Here is a 26,638-nt window from a genome sequence, read left to right as displayed (position 1 = left end):
TTACATGATGCCCGGATCGCCTAAAAATCAAGTTAAGTTTTTATGTCAGCCAACCTGCCCTGTGCGACAGCGCAGGTCATCTGCGCAACAATGCAACTGGTCAGCCAGCGGGTATACGCCTAGCGTTAGATCAAATAACTGAAGGGGTTTGGCATGGGTCTCTTGGTAGATGGCGCGTGGCACGACAGATGGTATGACACCACCTCCACGGGCGGAAAATTCAAACGGTCAGAGGCGAAATTCCGCAATTGGATCACGCCGGACGGCGCTCCCGGCCCCTCAGGCACCGGCGGCTTCACACCCGATTCGGGCCGCTATCACCTCTATGTCAGCCACGCCTGCCCCTGGGCGCATCGCACGCTGATCTTCCGACAGCTCAAAGCGCTGACAAAGCATATCTCGGTATCAGTTGTGCACCCTGACATGCTGACCGACGGCTGGACCTTCGAAACTGACGATCACGGCGCCACTGGCGACACGCTCTATGGCCTGCCCTTTGCCCGCGACATCTACCTCAAGGCTGACCCGCAGATCACCAGCCGCGTGACCGTGCCGATCCTCTGGGACAAAGAGCGTGAAACCATCGTGAGCAACGAAAGCTCCGAGATCATCCGCATGTTCAACTCCGCCTTCAACGGGCTCACCGGCAACACGGATGACTACTGGCCAGAAGAGCTGCGCGCGGCCATCGCGCCGGTGAACGACCGGATTTATGATACGGTGAACAACGGGGTCTACAAAGCCGGGTTCGCCACCACGCAAGAGGCCTATGATACTGCCATCGCGCCGCTGTTTGACACGCTGGACTGGCTGGAGGCACGGATGTCAGAGCAGCGCTACCTGATGGGCGCGCAACTGACAGAGACGGATTGGCGCCTGTTCACAACGCTTGTGCGGTTCGATCCAGTCTATCACGGGCACTTCAAATGCAACCGCAAGCGGTTGATCGACTATCCCAACCTCTGGGCCTATGTCCGCGACCTCTACCAGACCTCGGGCGTGACTGAGACCGTGAACTTCGCCCATATCATCCGGCACTACCACTATAGTCACGAGACAATTAACCCCCACCGGATCATCCCGCTGGGGCCAGAGCTTGATTTTATGGCACCGCATCACCGCGGCTGAAATGACACGCTGTTACGCGGCGCCCGACTGTGGGGGCGTCGCGCCATAGTGTTCAACCATAGCGGCCAGATCGTCCGGGGGCGTCGCGCTTTGCACAAAAGCGCAAGCATTGGTTGAATGCGAAAAGATCGACCCGTCCGAAAAGAACGACGTGTTGGTGACAAAGATCACCTTCGCATCGGGTTGGCGATAGCTTGCATAGTCCGCCACAGCCAGGGCCGAGCCTTCCTCAAGCACCAGATCCATAATGATGACATCCGTGCCGTATTTGCTCAGGTGCCGTATGGCATCCGCCTGCCCGCACGCAGACACAACCTGCATGCCCAGCCGTTCGAGATGCCTTTTCCATATATGAGCCAGATCGTTTTGGCTCTCGACAATCAGAACCTTCATCTGTCCTCCAATCCGGATGCTCCGGAATTGTTGCACACTGTAACAACTGTCGTGTGCCTCAAAGGTTAACAAACCATTAAGCATTCGCTGACAACTTTATGATTTGCGGTCAGACTTGATTAACCGGCTGATTTCCGCTTTCTGCACAAGGCAAAGCTGCGATTTTGCGCCAACTTCATCAGTGTGGGAACAGAGCGTTGACGAAACAGGAACGCGATCACGGTGGCGGCCTGGATGCTGCGGTTGCGAAATTCGGCGGCAACCGAATCGGCTGGATCGACCTTTCCACAGGGATAAACCCGCACCCCTATCCGCCACAGGCTCTGGCGCATGACGCCTGTACAGCTCTGCCTGACAAGGCAGCCGAGGCACGCCTTATGGCGGCGGCGCGCGGCTTTTGGGACGTGCCAGCCGAGGCGGATCTGCTGGCCGCGCCGGGGGCGTCCGCGCTCATCGCACAGATCCCGCGACTGCGGCCTGCCGCCAGCGTCCGCATTCCCGCGCCAACCTATAACGAACATGCTGCGGCCTTCGAGGCCCATGGCTGGTCGATCGTGAGCAAAGGGCACAGCGACGCACAGGTTGTCGTGCATCCTAACAACCCAGACGGCACCCGGTGGACGGCCGAAACATTGCCAGCACCGGAGGCTGCCTTGACCATCATCGACGAAAGCTTCTGCGACGTGACGCCCTCTGAGACGTTGATTGCCCTGGCGGCGCGACCCGGAACCCTTGTCTTGAAAAGCTTTGGCAAATTCTGGGGGCTGGCCGGGCTGCGGCTGGGCTTCGTCGCGGGCGATCCTCAACTGGTCTCGCAACTGCGCACAACTCTCGGACCCTGGGCCGTGTCTGGCCCGGCTCTGCAAATTGGGGCTGCAGCCTTGGCCGACCAGCGATGGGCAAGACAGACCCGCGCCCGATTGCAACAGGATGCAAACCGGCTGGATCATCTCATGACAGGGGCCGGGGCACAGCTTCAGGGTGGCACGACGCTCTTCCGCCTCTACGAGGTTGATGACGCAGCGGCGTGGCAGACCCGCCTCGCCCGACATCACATCTGGAGCCGAATCTTCCCCTACAACGCCCGCTGGCTACGCCTTGGCTTGCCTCATGCCCTGCACTGGCCCCGGGTCGAGGCCGCCTTGGCATGAGCACGGTCACAGTGCTGATCGGTGCTTTGCTGCTCGACGCAGCCCTGGGAGAGCCACGCTGGCTCTGGATCAGGCTGCCGCACCCGGCTGTCCTGATGGGCCGCTTGATTGGTCGCATGGATCAGCATCTCAACAGCGGCTCTTACCTCCGTGTGAAAGGGCTGGTCTGCGTCAGTGTGCTGGTCCTGATCGGATTGACGCTCGGTTTCTTTCTTGCACAGCTCGGCCCTCTCGTGGCGCTGATTGTCACCGCGATCCTGCTGGCCCAACGCTCTCTTGTGCAGCACGTCGCACAGGTGGCAGACGGGCTGCGCCTGTCGCTGACCTCTGGCCGCAGCGCCGTGGCGATGATTGTCAGCCGGGACACAGCGGATATGGACGACAGCCAGATCGCCCGCGCCGCCATCGAGAGTGCGGCAGAGAACCTCTCGGACGGGGTGATCGCCCCGGCCTTCTGGTTCCTTGTGGGTGGGCTACCGGGCCTGCTGGTCTACAAACTCATCAACACCGCTGACAGTATGATCGGGTATCGCACCCCGCGCCATGAGGCCTTTGGCTGGGCCGCCGCCCGGTTCGATGATCTGCTCAACCTCGTGCCAGCGCGGCTCACCGCACTGCTGATCGCACTGCCGGCCGGCGTGATGGATGCGCGCGGCATCCGGTCGGACGCGCGTCTGCACCGCTCGCCCAATGCCGGCTGGCCGGAGGCGGCCATGTCCCGCGCGCTTGGCGTAGCACTTTCCGGCCCCCGTGCCTATGAGGGCACGCTGCGGGATTTCCCCTTTGTAAACCCCTTGGGCCGTAAACTGCTCACGCCGGTGGACATTGACGCCTGCATCGCGCTGTTATGGCGCGCGTGGGGCCTGTTTTTGGCCCTCTGTGCCGCCGGTTCTGTATTGCAAGTCCTAGGAGACATCTGATGCGCCTGCCCCTGATCGCCGCCTTTGCCCTCTTTCTGCCCGGGGCCGCGCTGGCCTGCGGCGGCTCGTTCTCCAGCTTTGTGGAAGGCCTCAAGTCCGAAGCGGTGCAGAAAGGCCATGCTGCCGCCACGGTCGATCAGTTCTTCGCCAATGTACGTCAGGACCCCAAGGTGCTGAAAGCGGATCGTGGTCAGGGGGTCTTTCAGCGCCCTTTTCTCGACTTCTCCAAGCGCCTGATCTCGACGGATAGGCTGAAACGCGGGCAAAGCAACGCAAAGAAATACGACGCGATCTTCGACAGGATCGAGCAAACCTACGGTGTCAGCCGCGGCGTCCTGCTGGCCTTCTGGGCGTTTGAGACGGATTACGGCGGGTTTCAGGGGGACTTCAACACGGTGAACGCCCTCGTCACCCTGTCGCACGACTGCCGTCGGCCGGAGTTGTTCCGCCCGCAAGTCTTTGCGGCACTGGAGCTGTTTGAACGCGGCAATCTCGACCCGCGCACAACCACCGGCGCTTGGGCGGGCGAGATTGGCATGGTGCAAATGCTGCCCCGTGACATCATCGAAAACGGCGTGGATGGGGATGGGGACGGTAAGGTTTCATTAAAGACCTCCGCCGCAGATGCGCTGATGTCGGGCGGCAAGATGCTGCAGAGCCTCGGCTGGCGCGCCGGCGAGCCTTGGTTGCAGGAGGTCACGGTGCCCGCCAATCTGGACTGGTCGCAAAGCGGCCTGCGTACGCAGAAATCCACCGCGCAGTGGGAGGCCCTCGGCGTGCGCGCCCGCAGCGGCAGCCTCGCACGTGGTTTGCAGGCCTCGCTTCTGCTGCCACAAGGTCACAAAGGCCCGGCGTTTCTGGCCTATCCGAATTTCCGCGTTTATTTCGAATGGAACCAAAGCTTTACCTACGTTCTGACGGCGGCCTACTTTGGCACCCGGCTGCAAGGTGCCCCGGTCTATGACGCGGGCACGCCCGATTCGGGCCTCAGCGGCGCGCAGATCAAGGAGCTTCAACGCAAGCTTCAGGCGCGCGGTCATGACGTTGGCAAAATTGACGGGATCCTGGGTGCGCGCAGCCGCGCAGCTGTGCAGGCTGAACAAAAACGTCTCGGTCTTCCTGCGGACGCCTGGCCGACCCCCACTCTGCTGGCGCGTCTCTGACGCCCTGGGCATTTACTTTTGTTTACTGACGCCCAGCTATATTGCGCAATGACACTTTCATTCAGGTTTGTCACTTCAAGGCCCTGCGTGCACCATGCCGCAGGGCCTTTTCTTACGGCACCCTACTCCGGCTCGCGCGCCCGAATCGGGAACCGCTCGCCTTTCTGCGTCAGCATGACAATCCGACCGCTGCTTTCCACATAGCGGTCGCACCGCGAGAACCCGTTGCGATAGTCAATACAGACGGTGCCGTCCTGCTCCACCCGGTAACGACCAAAGGCGCTTTCACCGCTGACATAGGTGTAGGAATACGCGCCCCCCGCCGAAAATCTGGACCGCCCCTCATCGAAAAAGATAAGCGTCCGCCCGTCCGTCAGCTGCTCAACCTCTGCACGGGTCAACTCCCGGTCAGACGCGCGCAAAGCCCAGTCCTGTGCTACTACCGCCGCCGAACTCAAGATAAAAAGAAGACCTAGGAAAACACATCTCATGCACCCACCCTACCGCAGGTCACTACATATCCAAGACACGTTCCGGTGACCCCAGCAGGTACGGTGGGCTTTCAGGCCACCGCCCGGGCCTCAGGCCACAAGCGTCTCGGCCTTTTTCAGATCGACCGAAACCAACTGGCTGACTCCCTGCTCAGCCATGGTCACCCCAAAAAGCCGATCCATTCGCGACATGGTCACCGCATGGTGGGTGATGATCAAAAACCGCGTCTCAGTCCGGCGGCACATCTCGTCCAGCAGATCGCAGAACCGCGTGACGTTGGCGTCATCCAGCGGCGCATCCACCTCATCAAGCACACAGATCGGCGCAGGGTTGGCCAGGAACACCGCAAAGATCAGCGCCATGGCCGTCAGCGTCTGCTCCCCGCCCGACAAAAGGCTCAAGGTCGACAGCTTCTTGCCCGGCGGCTGGCACATGATTTCCAGCCCGGCCTCCAGCGGGTCATCACTCTCGACCATGACCAGATTGGCCTCGCCGCCGCCGAACAGATGCGTGAACAGCATCGAGAAATTGGAATTCACCTGCTCAAAGGCCGTCAAAAGCCGCTCGCGCCCTTCCTTGTTCAGGCTCGCGATCCCACCGCGCAACGTCTTGATCGCCTCTTCAAGGTCCGCCTTCTCACCCGTCAGCGTGTCATATTCCGTCTGCACCTCAGCGGCATCTTCCTCCGCCCGCAGGTTCACAGCCCCCAAAGCGTCGCGCTGCCGCTTCAGCCGGTTCACATCCGCTTCGAGCGCATCGGCACCGGGCATTTCCTCCGGCGTCACGTCCAGCTGGCCCAGAAGCTGATTGGGCGTGACCTGGGCCTCATCGGCAATGCGCTCGGCGGCGGCGGCCACGGCCTCCCGCGCGGCCTCGCTGCGCGCCTCGGCCGCTGCCCGGGCTTCGCGCGCATCAGACGCACCACGCTCTGCGTCGCGCTCGGCCTGTGCTGCGTTGCGCAACGCCCCTTCCGCTTCGGAAAGCGCATTCGCACTTTTTGCCTTCCGAGCTTCCGCGACGGTGATCGCCTCGCCCATCTCGGCACGCTTCGTCGCAATCTCAGCCGGCACGGCCTGCGCCTGTGTCAGTTCATCTTCGGTCTCAGCCTTGCGCGCCACCAATTCGGCTGATCTCTTCTCGGCGGTGTCCAGCCGGTGCCGCCAACCACTGATCTCCTTGGTCACTTCCTGTGCGCGTTTGGTACGTGCCTCGCCGTCCCGGCGTAGCTCATCATGCGCGGAGCGGCGCGACATCATCGTGATCCGGGCCGCTTCCACCGCCATGCGAACCTGTTCGACCAGCACGCGCGCCTCGTCCAGATCACCGAGGTCGTCCAACGCGCGCTCCGCATCCTTGAGCCGCTTGCGCGCCTCCATGGCTTCTTCTTCGTGCCGCTGCACGGCCAGCCCCAGCGATTCCAACTTGCCCTCGGCGAGGTTACGGTCGGCCTCCGCCCGGCTCAGCTGGCGCCCTGCATCCGCCATCAGCTTGTCCGCCGCCCGCCGCGCTTCGCGCGCCGCGCGATCTGCTTGTGTCAGCGCCTCAAGCTCTTGACCAAGCCGCTCATGTGCGGCCCGCGCACCATCCGCCCGTTGGGTGGCGGTCTCAAGGCTTTGCTTCAACTCCTCCAACCGATTCAGCTGTTGCAGACGCAAAGCCGCCGCTGAGGGTGCATCCTCAGCCCAAGCACGGAACCCGTCCCAGCGCCAGAGATCGCCTTCCAGTGACACCAATCGTTGACCCGGCCCCAAATCTGCTTGCAACGCAGGGCCTTCATCGCCCTCGACCAAACCAATCTGGCTGATCCGGCGGGCCAGAACATCCGGCACATCGACAAAGAGCGACAGCGGCTTCACCCCCGGCGGCAAGGGCTGGTGCCGGTCGTAGTCCGGCAACGCTGCCCAGCCCGAAGGCCCATCCACCGCAACCGCCGGAGCCCGCAGATCATCCGCCAGGGCCGCACCAAGCGCCTTCTCATAACCTGATTTCACCTGCAGCTGGTCAAGCACCTGGCCGCCTTCCGCCGTGTCGCGATCCACCAGCTTGGCCAAAGCACCGGCCTCGGCGCGCAGGGCATTCATCTCCCCCTCCGCCTCGGAGCGCTGCGCGCGCGCATCCGCCTCGCGCGTCTGCGTCTCCGCTCGTGCCTCCTCTGCGGCGGTCAAGGCAGCGTCAGCCGTCTCGGCCGCTGCCACGGCCTCTTTCTCAGCCACTTCTGCAGCCGTAAAATCCGCCCGTGCCTTGGACAGCGCGGCCTCGCTGGCCACCACCGCCTCGCGCGCGCGCGCCGCTTCCGCTTCGGATTTGCCTTGGGTCTTGCGGCTGTCCTCCAGCAAACGCTGGGCCGAACTGTGCCGTGCAGACAGGCGTGCCATGTCTTCGGTCTGGCTGGACATATCATCTTCGCGGGTCTGCAACACCGCTGCGGCCTCACGTGCGGCCTCTGCCGCCTCGGCAAGCTGGCCGTCGTGCCCGTCAGAGGCCTTGGCCAGTTCCGTCGCTTCCCATTCCAGACGCTCGATCGTCTCGCCCGCGTCGCGGTTCAGGCCACCTTCTCGCTCGATATCACGCGCAAGCTGCGCAATCCGCCCGGTCAGCGTTTCAATCAATGCAAGTGCCCGCGTCTCCTGATCCTGAAGCGTGTCCCGTTCTACCGTCAGCCGTTGCAGCAAGGCGGCGGCAATCGCTTCTTCCTCGCGCAAAGATGGCAAAGCGGCCTCGGCCGCTTCACGGGACTTGACCGCCTGCCGCACAGCACCCTCCGCCTGTGCGGCAGCAGTGACCTTGCCGCGCAGCGCGTCTTCGGCCCGCCCGCGCGCCTCATCCGCCTCGCGCCAGCGGCGATAGAGCAGCATGCCCTCTGTCCGGCGCAGCGCTGTTCCAATCTCCCGGTAACGTGCTGCCTGCCGCGCCTGCCGTGCGAGCTGCGCCAACTGACTGGCCAGTTGCTCGATCACATCATCGACCCGGGCGAGGTTGGTCTCCGCCCCTTTCAGCTTCAACTCCGCCTCATGGCGACGCTGGTAGAGCCCGCTGATCCCCGCCGCCTCTTCCAGAATACGGCGGCGGTTCTTGGGCTTGGCGTTGATCAACTCGGCAATCTGGCCCTGCCGAACGAGCGCGGGGCTGTGTGCCCCCGTCGAGGCATCAGCAAAGAGCATCTGCACGTCGCGCGCGCGCACATCTTTGGCCGCAACCTTGTAGGCGCTGCCCACATCGCGGGTGATGCGGCGCACGATCTCAAGCTGATCGCTATCGTTGAACCCTGCGGGGGCCAGCCGTTCGGAATTGTCCAGATGCAGCGCCACCTCGGCAAAGTTGCGCGCGGGCCGCGTGGCCGCGCCTGCGAAGATCACATCTTCCATGCCGCCGCCACGCATGGCCGTGGGACGGTTTTCGCCCATGACCCAGCGCAAGGCTTCGAGCAGGTTGGACTTGCCGCAGCCATTGGGGCCCACCACGCCGGTCAGACCATCGGCAATGATCAGATCGGTGGGATCCACAAAGCTTTTGAAGCCCGTCAGTCTGAGTTTGGAGAAGCGCAAAGCCACCTGCCCGATGATTCCTGTGGTGCCTCAGCCTGCGGTCGCAAAGAAGGTGTGTCAACCAAAACACACCAAACCCAGAAGGTGTGGACGGGTTATCCACAAGATATTGTTTGCGCATCAAGGAAGATGCGCGGTCCTCTGTGCACACGCTTCGGAAAAAGAGTTTACCATCCCGCAGGAGTGGTCATATAATTTGACCAAAATGGAGCAGATATGCCTTTCCGCCCCGTCCAGTCCGAAAAACTCTCAACCGCAGTTGTCCGCCAGATCGAACAGTTGATCCTGCGCGGCATCCTGCGCCCGGGCGAGCGTTTGCCTGCAGAGCGAGAGCTGGCCGAGCGTCTGGGCGTGTCGCGCCCAAGCCTGCGCGACGCGATCAGCGCCCTGCAGGCGCAGGGGTTGCTGGCGTCGCGCGCGGGCGCGGGCGTCTACGTTGCCGATGTGCTGGGCTCGGCCTTTGCGCCGGCGTTGGTGCAGCTCTTTGCGCGACACGACGACGCCGTCTTTGACTACCTCTCCTTCCGGCGGGATATGGAGGGGCTCGCCGCGGAACGCGCCACCCGCCTGGCCTCGGACACCGATCTGCGGGTGGTCCAAACCGTCTTTGACAAGATGGAAGCGGCCCACGCCAAGCGCAACCCGGAGGATGAAGCGCGGCTTGATGCGCAGTTTCACATGGCGATCATCGAGGCGAGCCACAATGTGGTCATGCTACATATGATGCGCTCCATGTACGACCTGCTGCGCGAAGGTGTGTTCTACAACCGACAGATCATGTTCAAGCAGCGTGCAACCCGTGAGACCCTGCTGGATCAGCACGGCAGAATAAATGACAGCCTGCAGGCGCGCGATGCCATGGGTGCACGCGCCACAGTTGAGGCGCATCTCGACTATGTCGAGACCTGCCTGAGGGATCAGAGCAAGGCAGAGCGCAACGAAGAAGTGGCCCAACAGCGTCTTGACCACGAGGTGCATCAGCGCTGATCAGGGTCAGACACGGCCGACCTGGGCCATCACACCGTCTTTGTACTGTGTGGGCGCGCGCCCGTTCCCGCTATCGAAGCGGGACCGGGCGCTGCCCGGCGATACCCGCCGGGCGGGGCAATCGGATGGCTAAGCTCCACTCTGCTCCGCGATGCTCTACCCGAAATCACCAGCTACAAATGCGCGGGCATCCGACTCTTGTGCATGCTCGAACATGTCTGCAGTCAGGGACAGCTCTCGCAGTTCCCCGAGATGGAAATAGGCCACGCGGTCCGCGATCCGCCGCGCTTGCATCATCGAGTGGGTAATAATGACCACCGCGTGATCATCGCTCAACTCCAGCATCAGGTCTTCGATCTTCGCAGTGGCGACCGGGTCGATTGAGCCGGTGGGCTCGTCCATCAGCAACACCTCGGGTTTGGTCGACAGCGCACGCGCGATGCAGAGCCGCTGCTGCTGCCCACCCGAGAGGTCATGCCCCGATTTGTCATGCAGGTGATCCTTGACCTCATCCCAGAGGTGCGCGCGCCGCAGGCAGGCCTCCACATGGGCTTGCATGTCCCGCCGGTTGCGCACCACCCCATGGATACGCGCGCCATAAGCGACATTTTCATAGATCGACGCGGCGAAGGGGTTGGGCTTCTGCGCGACCCAGCCGAAACGACGCCGATGCACGGGAGGGTCGATTTTGGGGCTGTAGATATTTTCGCCGTGCATGATGATCTCGCCCTCGACCCGCACGCCCGGCGTGTCGTCGTGCATCCGGTTGAGGCACTTTAACGCCGTCGACTTGCCGCAGCCTGAGGGGCCGATGAAGGCGAGAATCTCGCCGGCATAAAGGTCAAAACTCACGTTACGCAGGGCCTGTTTCGCGCCGTAATACAGCGAAAGATTGCGCACCGAGATGATCGGCACCGCGTTCCGGTAGATCGCGGTTGGCGTGTAGAGGGCCGGGTCGGTCAGTTGATCAAACATGTCAGGTCTCCGTCAGCAAGAGAGGGTCAGGCTTGCTGACAGGCTGCAAGGCAAGCGGGCTGCGGACTTTGATCTGACCCCGGATTCTGCAAATGTCACAGAAGTTTCACAAAGGCGCGGGCAACAAAAAACCCGGCACTTGGCCGGGTTTTCAAGTCACGTTTCTTTTGTGCGGATCAGTGCAGCTTGGCGTCAACTTCCGCGATGGCGCTATCGATCAAACCGTTGGCCTGAGCCGCCGTCATCTGATCGGCGATCACCGCCCGGGCCACAGACATAGCAACCGTCACAGATTGATCGCGTACTTCCTTGATTGCAGCGCTTTGAGCGTTGGCAATCTGCTCTTCCGCAGCGGCCATCCGGCGCTCCAGCGATTTGGCAAGATCAGCGCGGGCTTCATCAGCTGCCACAGTGGCCTCCTCCTTCGCAGCCGCGACGATGCGGTCAGCCTGTTCCTGCACTTCGCGCTGCTTGCGCTCGTAGTTGGCCAACAGGGTCTGTGCCTCATCCCGCAAGGCGCGGGCTTCATCAAGCTCTGACTGGATGCCTTCGGCGCGCTTGTCCAGCATGCCGCCGATCATTCCCGGCACCTTGAAATAGACCAGGATCGCGATGAAGACGAGCAGGCCCAGAAGGACAACGAAGTCTGTGTTCTTCAATGAGAAAAACGGCTTGTCGCCCGCTGCAAAGGCCGGGCTTGCCAGGATCAGGCCAAGACCCAGCGATATCTGTCCGGTCAGGTTCCGCATGCCTCTCATCCTTTCACCCGCGCGTCGACAGCCGCGCTGATCGCTTTTGCGTCGGTCGAGCCGCCCATCGCGGTCACGATTTCCTGCGCAGTTTCGCTAGCGACCTCTTTCACCGCCTCCAGCGCGCCTGCACGGATCTCTGCGATGGCTTTCTCGGATTCGGCTGCTTTGATCGCAATCTCCGCGTCCGCCTTCGCCATCGCGGCATCCAGGTCACCTTGGATTTCCGCCTTGGCTTCGGCTACAATGCGGTGCGCTTCAGCGCGCGCATCAATCAGCGCTTTTTCATAGGCCGCTTCGGCTTCTTCCGCTTTGGCCTTGAGGTCCTCTGCGGCGGCCAGATCGCTTGTGATCGTGCCTTGCCGTTCCGCCAGAATGGCCGCGATGCGCGGCAGGGCGATGCGCGACAGAATGAAATAAATGACAATGAGCGTCAGAACCAGCCAGAAGATCTGGTTGCCCCAGGTCGAGAAATCGAGCTGTGGCATGCCCCCCGAGGAGGCGGCGTCTGCGCCAGGTGTGTCTGTTGCCATGGTGGTCTCCTTCGAGGCGGTTCCACACAACGGGCAGCGCGTGATCGCGCCGCCCGAGCGTCAGGAAAATCGTCTCTAGAGCTTAGACGGCAAACATCAGCAGCAGGGCGACGAGGAACGCAAAGATCCCCAGCGCTTCTGCAAAAGCGATACCGATGAAGAGGGTCGCGGTTTGCGACGCTGCCGCCGACGGGTTGCGCAGGGCGCCTGCCAGGTAGTTGCCGGCCACGTTGCCAACCCCAATCGCGGCTGCGCCGGATCCGATTGCCGCCAGACCTGCGCCGATGTGTGCGAGTTCGCCTTCCATGTGAATTCTCCTGTGCGTTGGAAGTTGCGTAGAGCTACGGACGTGATGTCCGAATTAGTGATGCGGGTGCAGCGCGTCCTTGAGGTACACGCATGTGAGGATCGTGAAGACATAGGCCTGGATAAAGGACACCAGCACCTCCAGCCCGTACATCGCGGTGATGCCGAGCACGGCCACCGGGCTCACGGCGGCGATGGCTGCAAAGCCTGCGAAGACCTTGATCACCGCGTGGCCCGCCATGACATTGCCCGCCAGACGAATGGAGTGGCTCACGGGGCGCACGAAATAGGAAATGATCTCGATGATCGCGAGAATGGGTCGCAGCGCCAGCGGCGCGGAGGAAACCCAGAAGAGGCTCAGGAACCCGGCGCCATTCTTCACAAAGCCCAGCACGGTCACGGTGAGGAAGACCGCAAGCGCCAGCACCACGGTGACGGCGAAATGTGAGGTGGGCGTGAAGGAGGTGGGGATCAGCCCCAGGAAGTTCGCGCAGACAATGAACATGAACAGCGTCATGATATATGGGAAGTAGCGCAGGCCTTCCTTGCCGCAGATATCTTCGACCATCTTGTAGATGAAGCCATAGGCGAGCTCGGCGATCGACTGCGAGCGGCTCGGCACGATGGCGCGGTGGCGGCTGCCCAGAACCAGAAGCACGATGATTGCCACAATCGACAGGCCCATCCACAAGGCCGCGTTTGTGGGTGTGTACCAGGTGACATCTCCGCCAAAAATCGGCTGGATGATGAACTGATCCATCGGGTGGAACACCAGACCGCCTTCTTCTGCCTTGTCCGCCATCTCAGGCTCCCTCGTCTTTGCCGGCCTCTTCAGCCAATTTCTTCTCCTGGATCTCCTGCGCGGACCGAAGCATCGTTTTGATGCCCGCCGCGAGACCCAGCAATGTAAAGAGCACCAGAAAGATCGGGAGCGTCCCGAACAGGCTGTCGAGCCCGTATCCGATGCCAAAGCCGATCCCCAAACCGGCCACCAGTTCGATCACCATGCGCCAGGCCAGCTGCGCCTGCGAATAGTGCTCATCCTGCCGGGGCTTGGGCGCCTGTCCCTGTTTGGCCGCCTCAATCCGCGCTTCAAGCTGCTTGAGTTGCTGCTTCTCGTCCGGATCGGTCATGCGCAAAACACCCCGCTGGATGGTTGCGCCGTTGCTATTGCGCGGGGCGGGGTGAGTCAAGCGCGCTGCTCTGATGGCTGGGGGTGGCCTAAGCGGCTGTAAATATGCATATTTCTGGAACAATGAAGAAAGCGCGCGCGCAATGCCGCAGCCTGGATGCGGCCCAATTGGCAGCGCGCGCTTATTCAACCATTTGGTTGATCTTTGTCAGATCAACTCATTGCGATGCGGCGCGCTGCTGTCCAGGAGCCAATCGTGGAACAGGCGGACCGGCTTGCGCCGTCGGGCGCCTTCTCCCAGCAAGAGATGGTAGCCGCCCTCGCGGAAACAGACGTCTGACACGCGCTGCAACCGCCCGGCCTTAACGTCCAGACCAGTGACCTCGCTGGAGGTCAGGAACACACCTTGCCCGGCCAGTGTCGCCTCATAGGCCAGGTAGGCCCGCATGCGCCAACCAACCGGCTGCAGGATGTGCGGGTCCGGCTCGCCTGCGCGGGCAAACCAGACGTCCCAAGTTGCGGTTGCACGGTCGCGCAACAACCTATGGCGCGCCAAATCGCGAGGACCTGTCAAGGGGAGCTCGACGAGACCCGGGGCGGCGAAGGGATAAAGCGGCGCGTCGCTGACCAGTGTTGCATCCGGGTTGGACCCCGCCACCTTCAGAAAGCGGATTGCGATGTCCGCCTCATAGCGGCTGACATCGGCGAGCCATCGTGACCCTTCCAGTCGGATCTCAACCTCCGGATGCGCCGCGTGGAAGTCCGACAGGCGCGGGATCAGCCATTTGGTGGCGAAGAGCGGCTCGCTGTTGACCATGACGACTCCGGCTGGCTGTTCCGTCACGCGGTCGGTGGCTTCTGCAATCGAATCGAGCGCCGGGGTGATCTGCTCAAGATAGGCCGCGCCGTCGACCGTCAGCTGCACACCGCGTGGCCTGTCTTGAAACAACTGTATGCTCAACCGGTCTTCCAGGCCGCGGACGTGTCGGCTGATGGCGGAATGACTCACGCCCAGCTCTTCCGCCGCACGGGAGAAGCTTTCATGGCGACCCGCCGCCTCGAAGGCACGCAGGGCGTTCAGTGGGGGGAGTTGCCGACTCATGCCAATATGTGATTTTTTTGCACAGGTTTCGTCAAGCAATTGATTTTGAAGTTGGGGACTACTTGCGCAATTATCTTAGTAAATCTCATAGAGAGTTAGACCAATGGCTGATGTATCGCGCCCGCGCGACCGATCGACTCTTGCATTTAGGTCATGGAAAGGCGCACTCCTCCGCTGGATCATGCGACGAGCACCCGCCTCGAAAGGTCTGAAGCTCGGACCCATCAGCACGCATATTGCCCGTGATATCGGCCTGTCAGATGCGGAGATTGAACGTCACAGGCCCCGGCTGCCGTCGCAGACAGATCACTATCCACGCGGTTGATGGTCTTTCGCTGAGCGGGTCGGGGCGGTATGAGAGGCCATGACGCGCGACCTCGATCAGGCCTTCGCCGCTCTGGCAGACCCGACCCGGCGGGAAATTCTGACGATGCTGTTGGAAGATGATATGGCCGTCACCGATGTGGCGGAGCCGTTCGAGATGTCGCTTGCGGCGATTTCCAAACACCTTGGGGTGCTGACAGCGGCGGGGCTGATCAGTCAGGAAAAGCGTGGTCGCGTGAAGTGGTGCAAGCTGGAGCCAGATGCGCTGCGTGCGGCGTCGGTCTGGATGCAGGGGTTTGGGCAGTTCGAGCCGGTGAACCTTGATGCGTTCGAGCGGTTCCTCGCGGCCGAACTCCCGGATACAAACGTCTAGTCAACTGCGAAGGTCAGGTGGCCAGATTGATCACTGCCATCACAACAACCACAAGGCCAACTACGTATATAATGCTGTTAATCATGTCATTCCTCTCTTTCGTTGGGAGGTCAACGCGGTCGCAGGTTGTTTGGTTCCAACAGCACGGGCGCCTCATCGCGCAGCAAAAGCGCCAGTGCCGCGATGGTCAGCGCGACGCCCCCCAGCACCAGCACTTGCGGCACGCCGTTGCCAAGGGCGATTTCCCACAGGATCACCCAGCTTGGCGTGAGGTAGGTATACGCCATGACCTTGGCGCTTGGCAGGCGCAGCGTCGCGAACTGCAGCAACACAAATGTGGCGGCTGAGGCAAAGAGCGCTACATAGAACAGCGTGATCCAGACAATCCAGGGCAATCCCGTCCAATCCGTCGCCAGAATGTCACGCCAGGCAAACCCGGTCAGCAAGACCGCCCCCGCCACCAGCATCCCGAATGTGAAGACCACCGCAGGCTCCCCCCGGTTCAGCTTGCGCACCATCGGTGTGTAAACCGCATGTGCCACGCAGCCTACAAAGTAGATCACCTCGCCACGCCCGATCTCGAAGGCGCTTAGCGCCGCCCAATCCGCCCGAAAGATTACCCAGAGCGCGCCGGTCGCACCGATGCTGAGCGCCAGCGCCATGCGCGGTGTTGTGATCTGCCGCAGCAGCAGCCAGCCAAACCCCGCTGCCATCACCGGTGTCAGCGTGAAGACGGCAGCGGCGCTGACTGGTGGCGCCGTCTTCAGCCCCTCGAACATCAGCACGAAGTAGATCGCAAAGGTCCCGCCCAGCAGCGCATAGCGCCAGGGCGCGCGAAAGGCCGTGCGCGGCAGACCGGTGGTGAGCAGCGCCACCGCTCCGATCACCGCCGCTGCAATCACAAACCGCACCGCATTCAGCACCGCCGGGTCAATCGCATGCGCCGCCTGCGCCCCCAAAGAGAATGACCCCGCCACCAGCGCCGAGAACGTGAGCATGGCGAGATGCCCTCGCGCGCCGGGGTTCATACCTGCCAGTCTTTCGCCCGCTTCTTAAGGAAGCTCAGAAAGGCCTGCACCTTTGTCGTACGGTGCAGATCCACATGTGTGACCAGCCACAAGGGCGCCGACCAATCCTCCCGCCGTGGGATGACCTCGACCAATTCGGGATCGTCCCGCGCGTCCAGGACAGCCATAAAGCCGATCCCCGCCCCGGTTTTCACTGCAACATCAAGCGCGCGACTGTCGGTGGAGCGAAAGACAATGGCCTCAGCCGGCACATTGGCGCGCATCCAGCGGTTGAAGGGCGCGCGGCTCTGGTCACTGTCGTGCCCGACAAAGCGGTGGGTGCGGAGGTCGTCCACGGACTTGGGTGTTCCATGTATCGAAAGATATCTGCGCGTGGCATAGAGACCCATTTGCTGGTTGTGAAAGCTCTGCACCACATTGTCCGGCTGATCCGGCGCGGTGCCGGCGCGCACCGCCACATGCGCTTCACCATATTCCAGCCGAAAGAGCCGCTCACCCGTCAGATAGCGCACCACCACATCGGGATACTGCTCCTGAAATCGGGCCAACAATGGCACCATGCGCGGGGCGAGGTTTATCAGCGAAGTGATCACCAGGTCGCCCGAGACCTCGTCGCCCAGCCCCTTGATGCGCCCGGCAAGCTGGCTGAATTGATCATCCGTCGCTTGCGCCACACGCAGAAGATCCTGCCCCGCCTCGGTTGCCGTATAACCACGTGCGTGACGCTGGAAAAGTTTGACCCCCAACCGCCCTTCGAGCGCATCAATATGGCGGATCACAGTGGCGTGGTGCACCCCCAAAACATCCGCCGCACCGCTGACCGTTCCCAGCCGCGCCACTTGATAGGCCGTCTTGATCTCATCCCAGTTGTCCATCTGATCCCGCTCCGAACCTGCCTGTGCGAAGACGCACGCTCGATGTGGAACATCACGAATTGCGTTCGAAATTGCAATATCCATATTCGAGGGCATCCAACACATCCTTCGCAATCAAGGACACCGACATGACACAGACCATTTTGCAGATCGACGCCTCCGCCCGGACAACCGGATCCACGTCACGCCAGTTGACGGCCTCCATCGTCGAGAGACTGGGCGGTGAAGTGATCCGTCGCGATCTTACCAACGCCATTCCACAGATTGACGAAACCTGGGTGAATGCCAATTTCGCCCCTGCCGATCAACGCAGCGACGCGCAAAAAGAGGCGCTGGCGCTCTCCGACGCGCTGGTGGCAGAGATCAAGGCCGCCGATGTGATCGTGATCGGCGTGCCGGTCTATAACTTTGGCGTGCCCGCCGCCCTCAAGGCATGGATCGACCAGATCGCACGTGCGGGGCTGACGTTCAAATACACCGGAACCGGCCCCAAAGGCCTGCTCGACGGCAAGCGCGCCGTGATTGCACTGGCCACCGGCGGCACCGAAGTGGGATCAGAGATTGACTTCGCGAGCGGCTACATGCGCCACATCATGGGCTTCATCGGCATCACGGATGTGGAGATTGTCGCCGCTGACCGCCTGATGGCCGATGCTGACACGGCCATGGCCGAGGCCACCGCACAAATAGCAGCCTTGGCGGCCTGAGGCGTTGCCATGAGAGGGGGCGGCAGTGCTGCCCCCGGATAGCCCTGCTCAATGGCAATGAAAGGGTTGAGACCCAGCGTGGCAGCACTGCCCCGGTGGAGAGCTCTTGCGGCATCCGCCGCCATGCAAAATCTCGGCACTGTCCGGGAGAGGTGGGTCCACCAGACCCGCGAATGCTGTGTTTGTGGTTACAAAAAGCGCGGCCAGAGCCAGCTTCTTAAATGTCATATCCCCATTCCCTGTTCCTTATCGAATATGAAACTCAGTCTGATATGCCGCAGGGTGCCCCGCCTTGAGCCAGATCAAAACAAGGCAAGCCGTGCTTGACTCCGACCGGACTTAACTCTAGGGACTTCGTCATACCCGGAAGCACCAGCCTTCCGGTCCCGGGCAATTCGGGATCGCCCTCCGTCAGCGCGTCGCGCCCACGGGGGCGCTTTTCGTTTCGGTCTTGCCGGGGCGTTTGTGCAATATCCGCGGACCTCCTACATCAGGAGCATCCCGCAACCGACATCGAAAGGGGCCTTGGCCCATGTTTGAAAACCTCAGCGAACGCCTTGGCGGCGTCTTTGACCGGCTCACAAAGCAGGGCGCCCTGTCTGAAGAAGACGTGGCAACCGCCCTGCGCGAAGTGCGTGTGGCACTGCTGGAAGCTGACGTTTCGCTGCCAGTGGCCCGCGATTTCGTGAAGGCCGTGCAGGAAAAGGCCACAGGACAGGCCGTGACCAAGTCGATCACCCCGGGCCAGCAGGTCGTTAAGATCGTGCATGACGCGCTGATCGACGTGCTGAAAGGCGAAGGTGAGCCCGGGGCGCTGAAGATCGACAACCCGCCCGCGCCGATCCTGATGGTCGGCTTGCAGGGCTCGGGTAAGACGACCACAACCGCCAAGCTCGCGAAGCGCCTGACCGACCGTGACGGCAAGCGCGTGCTGATGGCCTCGCTCGACGTGAACCGCCCCGCCGCGATGGAACAGCTCGCTATCCTCGGCATGCAGATCGGCGTCGATACCCTGCCCATCGTCAAGGGCGAAGACCCCGTCGCCATCGCCAAACGCGCCAAGACCCAGGCGGGCCTGGGTGGCTACGACGTCTACATGCTCGACACTGCGGGCCGGCTGCACATTGACGAAGAGCTGATCGCGCAAGCCGCCGCCGTGCGCGACGTGGCCAACCCGCGTGAGACCTTGCTGGTGGTCGATGGCCTCACCGGTCAAGACGCGGTGAATGTCGCGACCGAGTTCGACGACAAGATTGGCGTCTCCGGTGTCGTCCTCACACGGATGGATGGCGACGGGCGCGGCGGTGCGGCGCTCTCAATGCGTGCAGTCACTGGCAAGCCCATCAAATTCGTCGGCTTGGGCGAAAAGATGGACGCCATCGAGACCTTCGAGCCTGAGCGCATCGCAGGCCGCATCCTCGGGATGGGCGATATCGTAGCCCTCGTCGAGAAGGCTCAGGAAACGCTCGAAATCGAGCAGACCGAGCGCATGATGAAGCGCATGACCAAGGGTCAGTTCAACATGAACGACCTCAAGATGCAGCTCGAACAGATGCTCAAGATGGGCGGGATGGAAGGCATGATGGGCATGATGCCCGGCATGGGCAAGATGGCCAAACAGGTCGAGGCGGCAGGCTTTGACGACAGCATCCTCAAGCGCCAGATCGCCCTGATCCAGTCGATGACGAAGAAAGAGCGCGCCAACCCGGCACTCCTCCAGGCCTCCCGCAAGAAGCGCATCGCCGCCGGTGCGGGCCTGGAGGTCTCAGAGCTCAACAAGCTTCTAAAGATGCAGCGCCAGATGGGCGACATGATGAAGAAGATGGGCCGCATGGGCAAAGGCGGCATGCTGAAACAGGCCATGAAAGGCATGTTCGGCAAGGGCGGGATGCCCCCGGGCATGGACCCCTCCCAGATGGACCCCAAACAGCTCGAAGCCGCCGCCAAAGCCATGGGCGGCAAACTGCCCGGCGGGCTGCCCGGCCTCGGCGGAGGCGGCGGCATGCCCCTGCCCCCGGGCCTCTCCGGTTTCGGCAAGAAGAAGTAGGCCGCCATGATCACCTGCACCGTCCGATACGAGATCGACCCGGCCAAGCTGGACGCTTTCGAGCGCTATGCCCGGTTCTGGCTCTACAAAATTCCAGCCATGGGCGGCACCCATCACGGCTATCACATGCCGCATGAAGGGCCGAACGACATCGCCTATTGCCACTTCTCCTTCCCTTCCCTCGCCGCCTACGAAGACTACCGCGCCCGCATGTGGGAAGACGCCGAGTGCCTGGCCGCCTACGCCTTCGCCACCGAAACCCAGTGCATCCGGCGCTACGACCGCTCCTTCACGCGACCCGTACTCGACGGCAAAACACCCGCCGAGTTGGGCCTCATGTAATGCAGGCCGCCCGCACCCTCACCACGGCGCGTCTGACGCTGCGCATGCCCCAGGCGGCCGACCTGCCCGCCTACACGAGCTATTGCGCCAGCGACCGGTCGCGGTTTGTGCGCGGGCCCTTCACGGCACAGCAGGCCTTCGACAAATTCGCCGCCATGATCGGTCACTGGACCCTGCGCGGCTTCGGGCGCTACGTGATGGAGCACGAGGGCCAGCCCATCGGCCATGTTGGCCCGCTCGCCGCCGTCACAGGCACCCCGCCCGAGATGACCTGGACCCTCTGGGAGGGCGCCTTCGAGGGCCAGGGCCTCGCCACAGAAGCCGCCCTAGCCGTCACATCCCACCTCTTCAATGACCTCGGCTGGCCCGACCTGCTGGTGCTCGTGCAGCCCGACAACATCGGCTCCCACCGGATCGCCGAGAAAGTCGGCGCCCGCAAGACCGACGCCGCCGCCCCCGCCTGGTACCCCGGCTGCCTCACCTACCGCCTGACGGCCGAGGTCTGCGCATGACCACGGCCCCCACCCTCACCGGCGATGGCCTGCGCCTGCGCCCGCATGTGATCGACGATATGGAGGCCTTCTGGGCCTTCTACCAAAGCCCGCGTGCTGCGTTCATGGACCGCCCGAGTAACCGGACACACCTGTGGTACGGCTTCGCCTCCGAGGTTGGTTCTTGGCCGCTGACCGGCATGGGCGGCTGGGGCATCGAGATCGGGGGCCAGGTCGCGGGCCAGGTCGCCATCACCCACCCGCCTCATTTCGCCGAACCGGAGCTCGGTTGGTTCCTGCTTGAGAGCTTCGAGGGCAAAGGCATCGCGTTCGAAGCCGCGCGCCTCGCGCTTGACTATGCGCGCACCACCATGACGCCCGCCTCGCTGGTCAGCTACATCCACCGCGACAATGCCCGCTCCATCGCGCTCGCCAAACGGCTCGGCGGCACCCACGACCCCGCGGCCAAGGCCCATGACGCCGACGACGTCGTCTATCGCTACGAGGTGAGGCCGTGAGCTTCGCCTGCGAAACCCCGCGCCCCGGCGCCGCCGCGCTCTTTGCACTGCAGTTGCAAGGCCAACTGCCCCTGCTGGTGACCGAGCGGCTCCTGCTGCGCGCCCCCAAGGTCGAGGATTTCGACGCCTTTGCCCGCATCGCCTGCAGCGACCGGGGCCGCTACTTCGGCGGCCCGATGACGCGCGAAGATGCCTGGGGCGACTTCACCCAGATGACTGCCACCTGGCTGCTGCACGGCCACGGCATCTGGACCATCGGGCGCGCGGGCGACATCGCGGGCTTCGTCCTGCTGGGCTTCGAGCCAGGCGATCTGGAGCCCGAACTCGGCTTCCTGCTGCTGCCCGAAGCTGAGGGCGACAGCATCGCCTTCGAGGCCGCAACCGCCGCACGCGATCACGCCTTTGACACACTCGGCTGGACCACGCTGGTCAGCTACATCGACCCCGCCAACACCCGCGCTCGGCACCTCGCCACACGGCTTGGCGCTGTGCAGGATGGCATGGTCGAAAACGCCCAGGTCTGGCGCTACGGCACCGGAGGGCCCAGCGCGTGACCCTCATCCAGACACCCGTGCTCGAGACCGAGCGCCTGATCCTGCGCGGCCCCAAAGCCTCGGACGCCGACACCTTCATGGGCTTCTATGCCACCGAGCGCTCGCAGTTCACCGGCGGCCCGATGACACCGCGCCAGGCCTGGAATTTCTTTGGCACCGAGATCGGCCACTGGGCGATCCACGGCTTCGGCATGTTCGTCGTGACCCGAAAAGGCTCCGACGCGGCGCTCGGCATTGTCGGCCACTGGTACCCCTGGGGTTGGCCCGAAAAAGAAGTGGGCTGGGTCCTATTCGACGCCGCCAGCGAAGGCCAGGGCATCGCTTTTGAAGCGGCGCAAGCCTGCATCGACCACGCCTGGCAGGTGCTGAACTGGCCCACCATCGTCAGCTACATCGCCCACGGAAACGACGCCTCCGTGGCGCTGGCCAAACGCCTCGGCGCCACACTCGACGAGCACGCCCAACAGCCCAAACCCGAAACCCCTGGCTACGTCTACCGCCACCCCCGCCCCGAGGGTCTGGCATGACACCTTGGCCTTCATTGTTCCGCAAATATGCCCGCCGGAGGCGGCCAACGATCTCAACGCGGCGTGAGGTCGCCCAATGAGCACCCAGATCCCCATCCTCGAGACCACCCGGCTGGTCCTGCGCGGCCCGGAACCGGACGACTACCCCGACTTCAAGGCCACCTTCACCAGCTACCGCGCGCGCTTCATGGGTGGGCCGCTCAATGCCTATGAGGCCTGGATGCTCTACGCGGCTGAGATCGGCCACTGGCAGATCCGCGGCTACGGCATGTGGATGATCCATGACAAGGTCAGCGGTGACACCCTCGGCATGGCGGGCGGCTGGAAGCCTGCGAAATGGCCTGAGGCCGAAATCGCCTGGGTGATCTGGCCGGATCGCGGCGGCAAGGGCTACGCGCTCGAAGCCACCCACAGGGTCCGCGGCCACTTCTACGACAAGCTCGGTTGGGAGACGGCGGTGAGCTACATCGACCCCAAGAACCTCGACAGTATTCGACTGGCAGAGCGGCTGGGCGCGGTTAAGGATCACGACGCAGGCACCATCGATGGAAACCACGCGGTCTACCGCCACCCCGCGCCTGACGAACTCACGGGCTCGCAGCTCGCGCATGGGATCGAAATGGAGATCAGCCACTACGCCGATCCATTGTTCAAACCAAAAGGATGGGCCATTGACTGACACCGCCACCCGCGCCGCCGCACTGCTGAAAGAGCACCGCGCCTCCATCGACCGTTTGGATGCGATCCTCGTATATACTCTGGGCGAACGCTTCAAACACACCCAGGCTGTGGGGAAACTCAAGGCCACACACGACCTTCCCCCGTCCGACCCTGCCAGAGAAGCGGAACAGATCGAACGGCTCGAAGATCTGGCGAACCGGGCTGATCTCGACCCCGAATTCGCCAAGAAGTTTCTTAACTTCATCATCGCTGAGGTTATTCAGCACCACAAACGTCACCAAACCTAGGGTGGCCTGAAAGCCCACCCCACCTGCCAATTCAAAAGGAAACATACCATGGCTATGAAAATTCGTCTTGCCCGCGGCGGCTCCAAAAAGCGCCCCTTCTACCGGATCGTTGCGGCCGACAGCCGCATGCCGCGCGACGGCCGCTACATCGAAAAACTGGGCACCTACAACCCGCTCCTGCCAAAGGACAGCGAAGAGCGCGTGAAGATGGACGTGGAGCGCGTGCAGCACTGGCTGGGCCAGGGTGCACAGCCCACCGACCGTGTCGCCCGCATGCTGGAAGCCGCCGGCCTGAAAGAGAAGGCCGAGCGCAATAACCCCAAGAAGGGCGCCCCCGGCAAGAAAGCCCAGGAGCGTGCCGAGGAGAAAGCCGCCAAAGCGGCAGAGGCGGCTGCTCCGGCGGAAGAGCCTGCCGAAGAAGCAACCGAGTAAGACAAACTGGCACGGGCCGATCCTTTGGGAACGGCCCATCCGTTTGCGCTGTGTGACCACGGCAAAGGAACCTCATGCTGCGCCCGATCCGCACGCTCTTTCTGCTGCTATTGGCATTTCTCGCCGGGCTCTTCGTGGAGCGGGCCAACCATCGGGACAGCTGCCTTGATCGTGGCGGCACACTATCTGAAGGTCTCTGCATAGGAGTGGAGGAATGAGTGCGGAGAAGGTCTGTGTCGGCGCTATCGGCGGCGCCTACGGTGTGCGCGGTGAGCTTCGCATCAAAAGCTTTTGCGCCGTGCCTGAGGACATCGAAACATACGTGCCGCTGACCACCGAAAGCGGCGAAAGGATCTTCCACCTCGCCTTGATCCGCCCAATCAAGAACGGGTTTGTTGCACGTATCGCAGAGGTCGCCACCAAGGAAGACGCAGACGCGCTCAAGGGCACACAGCTTTTTGCGGACCGTGATCAACTGCCCGCCCTGCCGGATGACGAATATTATCACGCCGATCTTGTCGGGCTTGAGGTTCTCGACACGGGAGGCACCGCGTTGGGTCGTGTGAAATCCGTGATGGATCACGGGGCCGGAGACATTCTGGAGGTGCAGCGGCCCGGCTCATCCGAGACCGTGTTGCTGCCCTTCACGCTGGCGGCGGTGCCAACCGTTGACCTGACTGCGGGCCGTATCATCGCGGACCCGCCTGAGGGGCTTTTCTGACATGGCCGACGCGCCGAAGAGCCATGGACGCAAGAGCATCCGGCCCACGCTCACTCCGCGCTCGCTGATGGAGGAGAACGAAACGCTGGCCCGCGCCTGGCAAGCCCGGGTTGTCACATTGTTTCCCGAGGCGTTTCCGGGGGTGCTGGGGCTGTCGCTGACTGGCAAAGCGCTAACCGAGGGACGCTGGCAATTGCACACCCACGACCTGCGCCAGTTCGGTATTGGCAAGCATCGCAGTGTGGATGATACACCAGCTGGGGGCGGTGCGGGCATGGTCCTGCGCGCCGATGTGGTGGGCCCAGCCTTGACCGACGCACAGCGCCATGCGCAGGGGCGTTGGCCGGTTCTCTACATGTCGCCGCGGGGGCGGCCGTTCGATCAGACAATGGCGCGCGATCTGGCACGCTGCGACGGTGTCACTTTGCTCTGCGGTCGTTTTGAGGGTGTCGATGAGCGCGTGCTTGAGCACTTTCAGGTCACCGAGGTCTCGCTTGGCGACTTTGTAATGACGGGGGGCGAATTGGCCGCTCAGGCTCTGTTGGACGCAACCATCCGCCTGCGACCAGGCGTTTTGGGCAACGCGGACAGTACGGCCGAGGAGAGCCACGCAAACGGACTGCTCGAACATCCGCACTATACACGTCCGACGATATGGGAGAACCGAGAGATCCCACAGGTGCTGCTCTCCGGGCACCACGGCGAGATTGCAAATTGGCGCACGGCGCAATCCAAAGCGCTGACGCAAGCGCGCCGGCCAGATCTTTGGTCGAAATACGAACGCGACGACTGATCGTACCGCACCCATCATTGCTTGTGCCGGACGGGAGACCTAGGCGGCTGGTTGCGACAACTCCTCTTGCCAGGAGAAACACGTCCGACCTGTCGCAAAACGCGGCCAGCAATACTGCCATTTATGTCACCTGATGAGCAGACCCGCACGATGCGATCGGGCAGTAGGGCAACAGCCTCGCCCTGCCTGCAACGGCCTCTTGATCCCAATCGTTTTCCCGCATATACGATCCCAGCTTGGACTCGCGTAGCGGCTCCGGGCTAGCTTTATGTGGCGGTTTTGCTGAGCGGCACCACCACATGAGCAAAAGCAAAGGCGTGTGAATTCTCCCGGCGGGCGCAGCAAGCGAACCCGACCACAGACCGGAAGCTCTGCGACGCGGCATAACCTTCGTGGAGCAACCACGAGCAACATAGGAGTCGATCAGATGGATCTGATTGCAGAGATTGAAGCGGAACAAATTGCCGCTTTGGGGAAAGACATCCCCGATTTTCGCGCCGGCGACACCGTTCGCGTTGGCTTTAAAGTGACCGAGGGGACGCGGACCCGGGTGCAGAATTACGAAGGTGTTTGCATCGCTCGGAACAACGGATCGGGCATTGCCGGGTCATTCACCGTTCGGAAAATTTCTTTCGGCGAGGGCGTGGAGCGCGTGTTCCCACTGCACTCGACGAATATCGACAGCATAACTGTTGTTCGCCGCGGCCGCGTGCGCCGCGCCAAGCTCTACTATCTGCGCAGCCGCCGTGGCAAATCGGCGCGGATCACAGAGAATTCCAACTACAAGCCCAAAGCTGGTGCGCAGGCGTAAGGAGTCGACCGATGAAAGCCGATACACATCCCGAATATCACATCATCGACGTCAAGATGACCGATGGCACCGTCGTGCAAATGAAATCTACCTGGGGCAAAGAAGGCGACCAACTGTCGCTTGATATCGACCCGTCCGTGCACCCGGCATGGACAGGCGGCTCGTCGCGCCTTATGGACACCGGCGGTCGTGTCTCAAAATTCAAGAACAAATACGCTGGCTTGGGCTTCTAAAGCAAACCACAATCACAAGAAAAAGCCACCCCGGTTTCCAGGGGTGGCTTTTTTTGATTTTGGTCGGATCCATAAAAATGGGAAGCCAGGCTTGCAGGCTAGAATTCTTCCCAGCCGACATCCAGTTCAGCGTCCTGCGACACGGCTACTGCCGCGTTACCGTCCATCATCGTCGCACTGGCGGTTGGTGATGACCTGCTGCCCTTGAAGTCCGCGTTTATTAGTTAGCTCTGTTCAGGGTTTGGTCCTCTCTTGACCGTCTGTGATACTCCCGTGGGGCGAGCCCGTCGAGGCTCGAGTGTGGGGGGTGATGATTGT

Annotated in this window: 33 protein-coding genes; 21 read left to right on the top strand and 12 right to left on the bottom strand. The window is 62.4% G+C overall.

What is annotated here, in order from left to right:
• Positions 1-153 precede the first annotated feature (153 nt).
• On the top strand, positions 154-1,128 hold the full coding sequence (locus So717_RS11100) for a glutathione S-transferase family protein (RefSeq protein ID WP_159977244.1): 975 nt from the start codon (positions 154-156) through the stop codon (positions 1,126-1,128).
• 12 nt (positions 1,129-1,140) lie between these two features.
• Here So717_RS11100 and So717_RS11095 read toward each other — a convergent pair whose 3' ends face one another.
• On the bottom strand, positions 1,141-1,521 hold the full coding sequence (locus tag So717_RS11095) for a response regulator transcription factor (protein WP_159977242.1): 381 nt from the start codon (positions 1,519-1,521) through the stop codon (positions 1,141-1,143).
• Between the two features lie 197 nt (positions 1,522-1,718).
• Here So717_RS11095 and So717_RS11090 point away from each other — a divergent pair, with 197 nt between their 5' ends.
• The 3 genes from So717_RS11090 to So717_RS11080 are packed head-to-tail and all read left to right on the top strand — an operon-like array spanning position 1,719 to position 4,755.
• Positions 1,719-2,672 carry a threonine-phosphate decarboxylase gene (locus tag So717_RS11090; RefSeq protein ID WP_159977240.1) on the top strand — a complete coding sequence of 318 codons (954 nt, stop codon included), beginning with the start codon at positions 1,719-1,721 and terminating at the stop codon, positions 2,670-2,672.
• On the top strand, positions 2,669-3,592 hold the full coding sequence (cbiB, locus tag So717_RS11085; RefSeq protein ID WP_159977238.1) for an adenosylcobinamide-phosphate synthase CbiB: 924 nt from the start codon (positions 2,669-2,671) through the stop codon (positions 3,590-3,592). Before So717_RS11090 ends, cbiB begins: the two co-directional genes overlap by 4 nt.
• Positions 3,592-4,755, top strand: a complete 1,164-nt coding sequence (locus tag So717_RS11080) for a lytic murein transglycosylase (protein ID WP_159977236.1) — start codon at positions 3,592-3,594, stop codon at positions 4,753-4,755. Before cbiB ends, So717_RS11080 begins: the two co-directional genes overlap by 1 nt.
• Positions 4,756-4,877: 122 nt before the next feature.
• On the opposite strand, the gene So717_RS11075 is transcribed toward So717_RS11080, so the two are convergent.
• Together So717_RS11075 and So717_RS11070 are read right to left on the bottom strand one after the other, a co-directional pair.
• Complete coding sequence (locus So717_RS11075; RefSeq protein WP_238840848.1) at positions 4,878-5,177, bottom strand: hypothetical protein; 300 nt, start codon at positions 5,175-5,177, stop codon at positions 4,878-4,880.
• A 159-nt stretch (positions 5,178-5,336) separates the two neighbouring features.
• On the bottom strand, positions 5,337-8,792 hold the full coding sequence (locus So717_RS11070; RefSeq protein ID WP_159977929.1) for a chromosome segregation SMC family protein: 3,456 nt from the start codon (positions 8,790-8,792) through the stop codon (positions 5,337-5,339).
• 216 nt (positions 8,793-9,008) lie between these two features.
• On the opposite strand from So717_RS11070, the gene So717_RS11065 reads away from it, so the two are divergent.
• On the top strand, positions 9,009-9,779 hold the full coding sequence (locus So717_RS11065; RefSeq protein ID WP_159977232.1) for a FadR/GntR family transcriptional regulator: 771 nt from the start codon (positions 9,009-9,011) through the stop codon (positions 9,777-9,779).
• Between the two features lie 156 nt (positions 9,780-9,935).
• Here the strand turns inward: So717_RS11065 and So717_RS11060 are convergent, their stop codons facing one another.
• The 7 genes from So717_RS11060 to So717_RS11030 form a co-directional block, all read right to left on the bottom strand.
• Positions 9,936-10,754: a phosphate ABC transporter ATP-binding protein gene (locus So717_RS11060; RefSeq protein WP_159977230.1), complete on the bottom strand. Its 819-nt coding sequence runs from the start codon at positions 10,752-10,754 to the stop codon at positions 9,936-9,938.
• Positions 10,755-10,930: 176 nt separating this feature from the next.
• Entirely contained in the window at positions 10,931-11,503 is a 573-nt protein-coding gene (locus So717_RS11055; RefSeq protein ID WP_159977228.1) for a F0F1 ATP synthase subunit B, read from the bottom strand.
• A 5-nt stretch (positions 11,504-11,508) separates the two neighbouring features.
• Entirely contained in the window at positions 11,509-12,036 is a 528-nt protein-coding gene (locus So717_RS11050; protein ID WP_159977226.1) for a F0F1 ATP synthase subunit B', read from the bottom strand.
• Positions 12,037-12,118: 82 nt separating this feature from the next.
• Positions 12,119-12,343 carry a F0F1 ATP synthase subunit C gene (locus tag So717_RS11045; RefSeq protein ID WP_011567586.1) on the bottom strand — a complete coding sequence of 75 codons (225 nt, stop codon included), beginning with the start codon at positions 12,341-12,343 and terminating at the stop codon, positions 12,119-12,121.
• Between the two features lie 54 nt (positions 12,344-12,397).
• A complete protein-coding gene (locus So717_RS11040; protein WP_159977224.1) occupies positions 12,398-13,144 on the bottom strand; it encodes a F0F1 ATP synthase subunit A in 747 nt (248 codons plus the stop codon).
• Between the two features lies 1 nt (position 13,145).
• The gene (locus So717_RS11035) at positions 13,146-13,475 is read right to left on the bottom strand and encodes an AtpZ/AtpI family protein (protein WP_159977222.1); all 330 of its coding nucleotides are present in this window, start codon (positions 13,473-13,475) and stop codon (positions 13,146-13,148) included.
• Between the two features lie 207 nt (positions 13,476-13,682).
• Positions 13,683-14,576, bottom strand: coding sequence for a LysR substrate-binding domain-containing protein (locus So717_RS11030; RefSeq protein ID WP_159977220.1), 894 nt, complete (start codon positions 14,574-14,576; stop codon positions 13,683-13,685).
• Between the two features lie 364 nt (positions 14,577-14,940).
• Between So717_RS11030 and So717_RS11025 the strand changes: the two genes are divergently transcribed.
• Positions 14,941-15,273 (top strand): ArsR/SmtB family transcription factor, encoded by a 333-nt coding sequence (locus tag So717_RS11025; RefSeq protein WP_159977218.1) that lies wholly within the window; start codon positions 14,941-14,943, stop codon positions 15,271-15,273.
• Between the two features lie 110 nt (positions 15,274-15,383).
• Here So717_RS11025 and So717_RS11020 read toward each other — a convergent pair whose 3' ends face one another.
• On the bottom strand, positions 15,384-16,301 hold the full coding sequence (locus tag So717_RS11020; protein ID WP_159977216.1) for a DMT family transporter: 918 nt from the start codon (positions 16,299-16,301) through the stop codon (positions 15,384-15,386).
• Positions 16,298-17,176 (bottom strand): LysR family transcriptional regulator, encoded by an 879-nt coding sequence (locus So717_RS11015; protein WP_159977214.1) that lies wholly within the window; start codon positions 17,174-17,176, stop codon positions 16,298-16,300. Before So717_RS11015 ends, So717_RS11020 begins: the two co-directional genes overlap by 4 nt.
• Before the next feature lie 128 nt (positions 17,177-17,304).
• On the opposite strand from So717_RS11015, the gene So717_RS11010 reads away from it, so the two are divergent.
• The 15 genes from So717_RS11010 (at position 17,305) to rpmE (ending at position 26,320) form a co-directional block, all read left to right on the top strand.
• Positions 17,305-17,883 (top strand): FMN-dependent NADH-azoreductase, encoded by a 579-nt coding sequence (locus So717_RS11010; RefSeq protein WP_159977212.1) that lies wholly within the window; start codon positions 17,305-17,307, stop codon positions 17,881-17,883.
• A gap of 532 nt (positions 17,884-18,415) precedes the next feature.
• Positions 18,416-19,930 carry a signal recognition particle protein gene (gene ffh / locus So717_RS11005; RefSeq protein ID WP_159977210.1) on the top strand — a complete coding sequence of 505 codons (1,515 nt, stop codon included), beginning with the start codon at positions 18,416-18,418 and terminating at the stop codon, positions 19,928-19,930.
• 6 nt (positions 19,931-19,936) lie between these two features.
• On the top strand, positions 19,937-20,272 hold the full coding sequence (locus tag So717_RS11000; protein ID WP_159977208.1) for an NIPSNAP family protein: 336 nt from the start codon (positions 19,937-19,939) through the stop codon (positions 20,270-20,272).
• A complete protein-coding gene (locus tag So717_RS10995; RefSeq protein WP_159977206.1) occupies positions 20,272-20,784 on the top strand; it encodes a GNAT family N-acetyltransferase in 513 nt (170 codons plus the stop codon). The genes So717_RS11000 and So717_RS10995 overlap by 1 nt, the downstream gene beginning before the upstream one ends.
• Complete coding sequence (locus So717_RS10990) at positions 20,781-21,281, top strand: GNAT family N-acetyltransferase (protein ID WP_159977204.1); 501 nt, start codon at positions 20,781-20,783, stop codon at positions 21,279-21,281. The genes So717_RS10995 and So717_RS10990 overlap by 4 nt, the downstream gene beginning before the upstream one ends.
• Positions 21,278-21,835, top strand: a complete 558-nt coding sequence (locus So717_RS10985) for a GNAT family N-acetyltransferase (RefSeq protein ID WP_159977202.1) — start codon at positions 21,278-21,280, stop codon at positions 21,833-21,835. Before So717_RS10990 ends, So717_RS10985 begins: the two co-directional genes overlap by 4 nt.
• Positions 21,832-22,362: a GNAT family N-acetyltransferase gene (locus tag So717_RS10980; protein WP_238840845.1), complete on the top strand. Its 531-nt coding sequence runs from the start codon at positions 21,832-21,834 to the stop codon at positions 22,360-22,362. The genes So717_RS10985 and So717_RS10980 overlap by 4 nt, the downstream gene beginning before the upstream one ends.
• A gap of 76 nt (positions 22,363-22,438) precedes the next feature.
• Positions 22,439-23,041 carry a GNAT family N-acetyltransferase gene (locus So717_RS10975; protein ID WP_159977200.1) on the top strand — a complete coding sequence of 201 codons (603 nt, stop codon included), beginning with the start codon at positions 22,439-22,441 and terminating at the stop codon, positions 23,039-23,041.
• On the top strand, positions 23,034-23,330 hold the full coding sequence (locus So717_RS10970; RefSeq protein WP_159977198.1) for a chorismate mutase: 297 nt from the start codon (positions 23,034-23,036) through the stop codon (positions 23,328-23,330). The genes So717_RS10975 and So717_RS10970 overlap by 8 nt, the downstream gene beginning before the upstream one ends.
• Positions 23,331-23,378: 48 nt before the next feature.
• Entirely contained in the window at positions 23,379-23,762 is a 384-nt protein-coding gene (gene rpsP / locus So717_RS10965) for a 30S ribosomal protein S16 (protein ID WP_159977196.1), read from the top strand.
• A 74-nt stretch (positions 23,763-23,836) separates the two neighbouring features.
• Positions 23,837-23,980 (top strand): hypothetical protein, encoded by a 144-nt coding sequence (locus So717_RS22285; RefSeq protein WP_238840843.1) that lies wholly within the window; start codon positions 23,837-23,839, stop codon positions 23,978-23,980.
• Positions 23,977-24,483, top strand: a complete 507-nt coding sequence (gene rimM, locus So717_RS10960) for a ribosome maturation factor RimM (protein WP_159977194.1) — start codon at positions 23,977-23,979, stop codon at positions 24,481-24,483. Before So717_RS22285 ends, rimM begins: the two co-directional genes overlap by 4 nt.
• Before the next feature lies 1 nt (position 24,484).
• Positions 24,485-25,276, top strand: coding sequence for a tRNA (guanosine(37)-N1)-methyltransferase TrmD (gene trmD, locus So717_RS10955; protein ID WP_159977192.1), 792 nt, complete (start codon positions 24,485-24,487; stop codon positions 25,274-25,276).
• Positions 25,277-25,703: 427 nt separating this feature from the next.
• On the top strand, positions 25,704-26,087 hold the full coding sequence (rplS, locus tag So717_RS10950; protein WP_159977190.1) for a 50S ribosomal protein L19: 384 nt from the start codon (positions 25,704-25,706) through the stop codon (positions 26,085-26,087).
• Between the two features lie 11 nt (positions 26,088-26,098).
• The gene (gene rpmE, locus So717_RS10945; protein WP_159977188.1) at positions 26,099-26,320 is read left to right on the top strand and encodes a 50S ribosomal protein L31; all 222 of its coding nucleotides are present in this window, start codon (positions 26,099-26,101) and stop codon (positions 26,318-26,320) included.
• The last annotated feature ends 318 nt before the right edge of the window (positions 26,321-26,638 follow it).

It is taken from the genome of Roseobacter cerasinus, assembly GCF_009811755.1.
Taxonomy (GTDB): domain Bacteria; phylum Pseudomonadota; class Alphaproteobacteria; order Rhodobacterales; family Rhodobacteraceae; genus Roseobacter; species Roseobacter cerasinus.
The sequence above is the reverse complement of the archived record's forward strand: the minus strand, read 5'-3'. Positions and strand labels throughout refer to the sequence as shown.

Coding starts and splice junctions, on each gene's coding strand:
- So717_RS11010 (WP_159977212.1), top strand. CDS start 17,305: ATGACACAGACCATTTTGCAGATCGACGCCTCCGCCCGGACAACCGGA.
- So717_RS22285 (WP_238840843.1), top strand. CDS start 23,837: ATGCTGCGCCCGATCCGCACGCTCTTTCTGCTGCTATTGGCATTTCTC.
- So717_RS11055 (WP_159977228.1), bottom strand. CDS start 11,503: ATGCGGAACCTGACCGGACAGATATCGCTGGGTCTTGGCCTGATCCTG.
- So717_RS11050 (WP_159977226.1), bottom strand. CDS start 12,036: ATGGCAACAGACACACCTGGCGCAGACGCCGCCTCCTCGGGGGGCATG.
- So717_RS10995 (WP_159977206.1), top strand. CDS start 20,272: ATGCAGGCCGCCCGCACCCTCACCACGGCGCGTCTGACGCTGCGCATG.
- So717_RS11015 (WP_159977214.1), bottom strand. CDS start 17,176: ATGGACAACTGGGATGAGATCAAGACGGCCTATCAAGTGGCGCGGCTG.
- trmD (WP_159977192.1), top strand. CDS start 24,485: ATGGCCGACGCGCCGAAGAGCCATGGACGCAAGAGCATCCGGCCCACG.
- So717_RS11080 (WP_159977236.1), top strand. CDS start 3,592: ATGCGCCTGCCCCTGATCGCCGCCTTTGCCCTCTTTCTGCCCGGGGCC.
- So717_RS11000 (WP_159977208.1), top strand. CDS start 19,937: ATGATCACCTGCACCGTCCGATACGAGATCGACCCGGCCAAGCTGGAC.
- ffh (WP_159977210.1), top strand. CDS start 18,416: ATGTTTGAAAACCTCAGCGAACGCCTTGGCGGCGTCTTTGACCGGCTC.
- So717_RS11045 (WP_011567586.1), bottom strand. CDS start 12,343: ATGGAAGGCGAACTCGCACACATCGGCGCAGGTCTGGCGGCAATCGGA.
- So717_RS11035 (WP_159977222.1), bottom strand. CDS start 13,475: ATGACCGATCCGGACGAGAAGCAGCAACTCAAGCAGCTTGAAGCGCGG.
- cbiB (WP_159977238.1), top strand. CDS start 2,669: ATGAGCACGGTCACAGTGCTGATCGGTGCTTTGCTGCTCGACGCAGCC.
- rpsP (WP_159977196.1), top strand. CDS start 23,379: ATGGCTATGAAAATTCGTCTTGCCCGCGGCGGCTCCAAAAAGCGCCCC.
- rpmE (WP_159977188.1), top strand. CDS start 26,099: ATGAAAGCCGATACACATCCCGAATATCACATCATCGACGTCAAGATG.
- rplS (WP_159977190.1), top strand. CDS start 25,704: ATGGATCTGATTGCAGAGATTGAAGCGGAACAAATTGCCGCTTTGGGG.
- So717_RS11025 (WP_159977218.1), top strand. CDS start 14,941: ATGACGCGCGACCTCGATCAGGCCTTCGCCGCTCTGGCAGACCCGACC.
- So717_RS11065 (WP_159977232.1), top strand. CDS start 9,009: ATGCCTTTCCGCCCCGTCCAGTCCGAAAAACTCTCAACCGCAGTTGTC.
- So717_RS10990 (WP_159977204.1), top strand. CDS start 20,781: ATGACCACGGCCCCCACCCTCACCGGCGATGGCCTGCGCCTGCGCCCG.
- So717_RS11020 (WP_159977216.1), bottom strand. CDS start 16,301: ATGAACCCCGGCGCGCGAGGGCATCTCGCCATGCTCACGTTCTCGGCG.
- So717_RS11100 (WP_159977244.1), top strand. CDS start 154: ATGGGTCTCTTGGTAGATGGCGCGTGGCACGACAGATGGTATGACACC.
- rimM (WP_159977194.1), top strand. CDS start 23,977: ATGAGTGCGGAGAAGGTCTGTGTCGGCGCTATCGGCGGCGCCTACGGT.
- So717_RS11030 (WP_159977220.1), bottom strand. CDS start 14,576: ATGAGTCGGCAACTCCCCCCACTGAACGCCCTGCGTGCCTTCGAGGCG.
- So717_RS10975 (WP_159977200.1), top strand. CDS start 22,439: ATGAGCACCCAGATCCCCATCCTCGAGACCACCCGGCTGGTCCTGCGC.
- So717_RS11095 (WP_159977242.1), bottom strand. CDS start 1,521: ATGAAGGTTCTGATTGTCGAGAGCCAAAACGATCTGGCTCATATATGG.
- So717_RS11060 (WP_159977230.1), bottom strand. CDS start 10,754: ATGTTTGATCAACTGACCGACCCGGCCCTCTACACGCCAACCGCGATC.
- So717_RS11040 (WP_159977224.1), bottom strand. CDS start 13,144: ATGGCGGACAAGGCAGAAGAAGGCGGTCTGGTGTTCCACCCGATGGAT.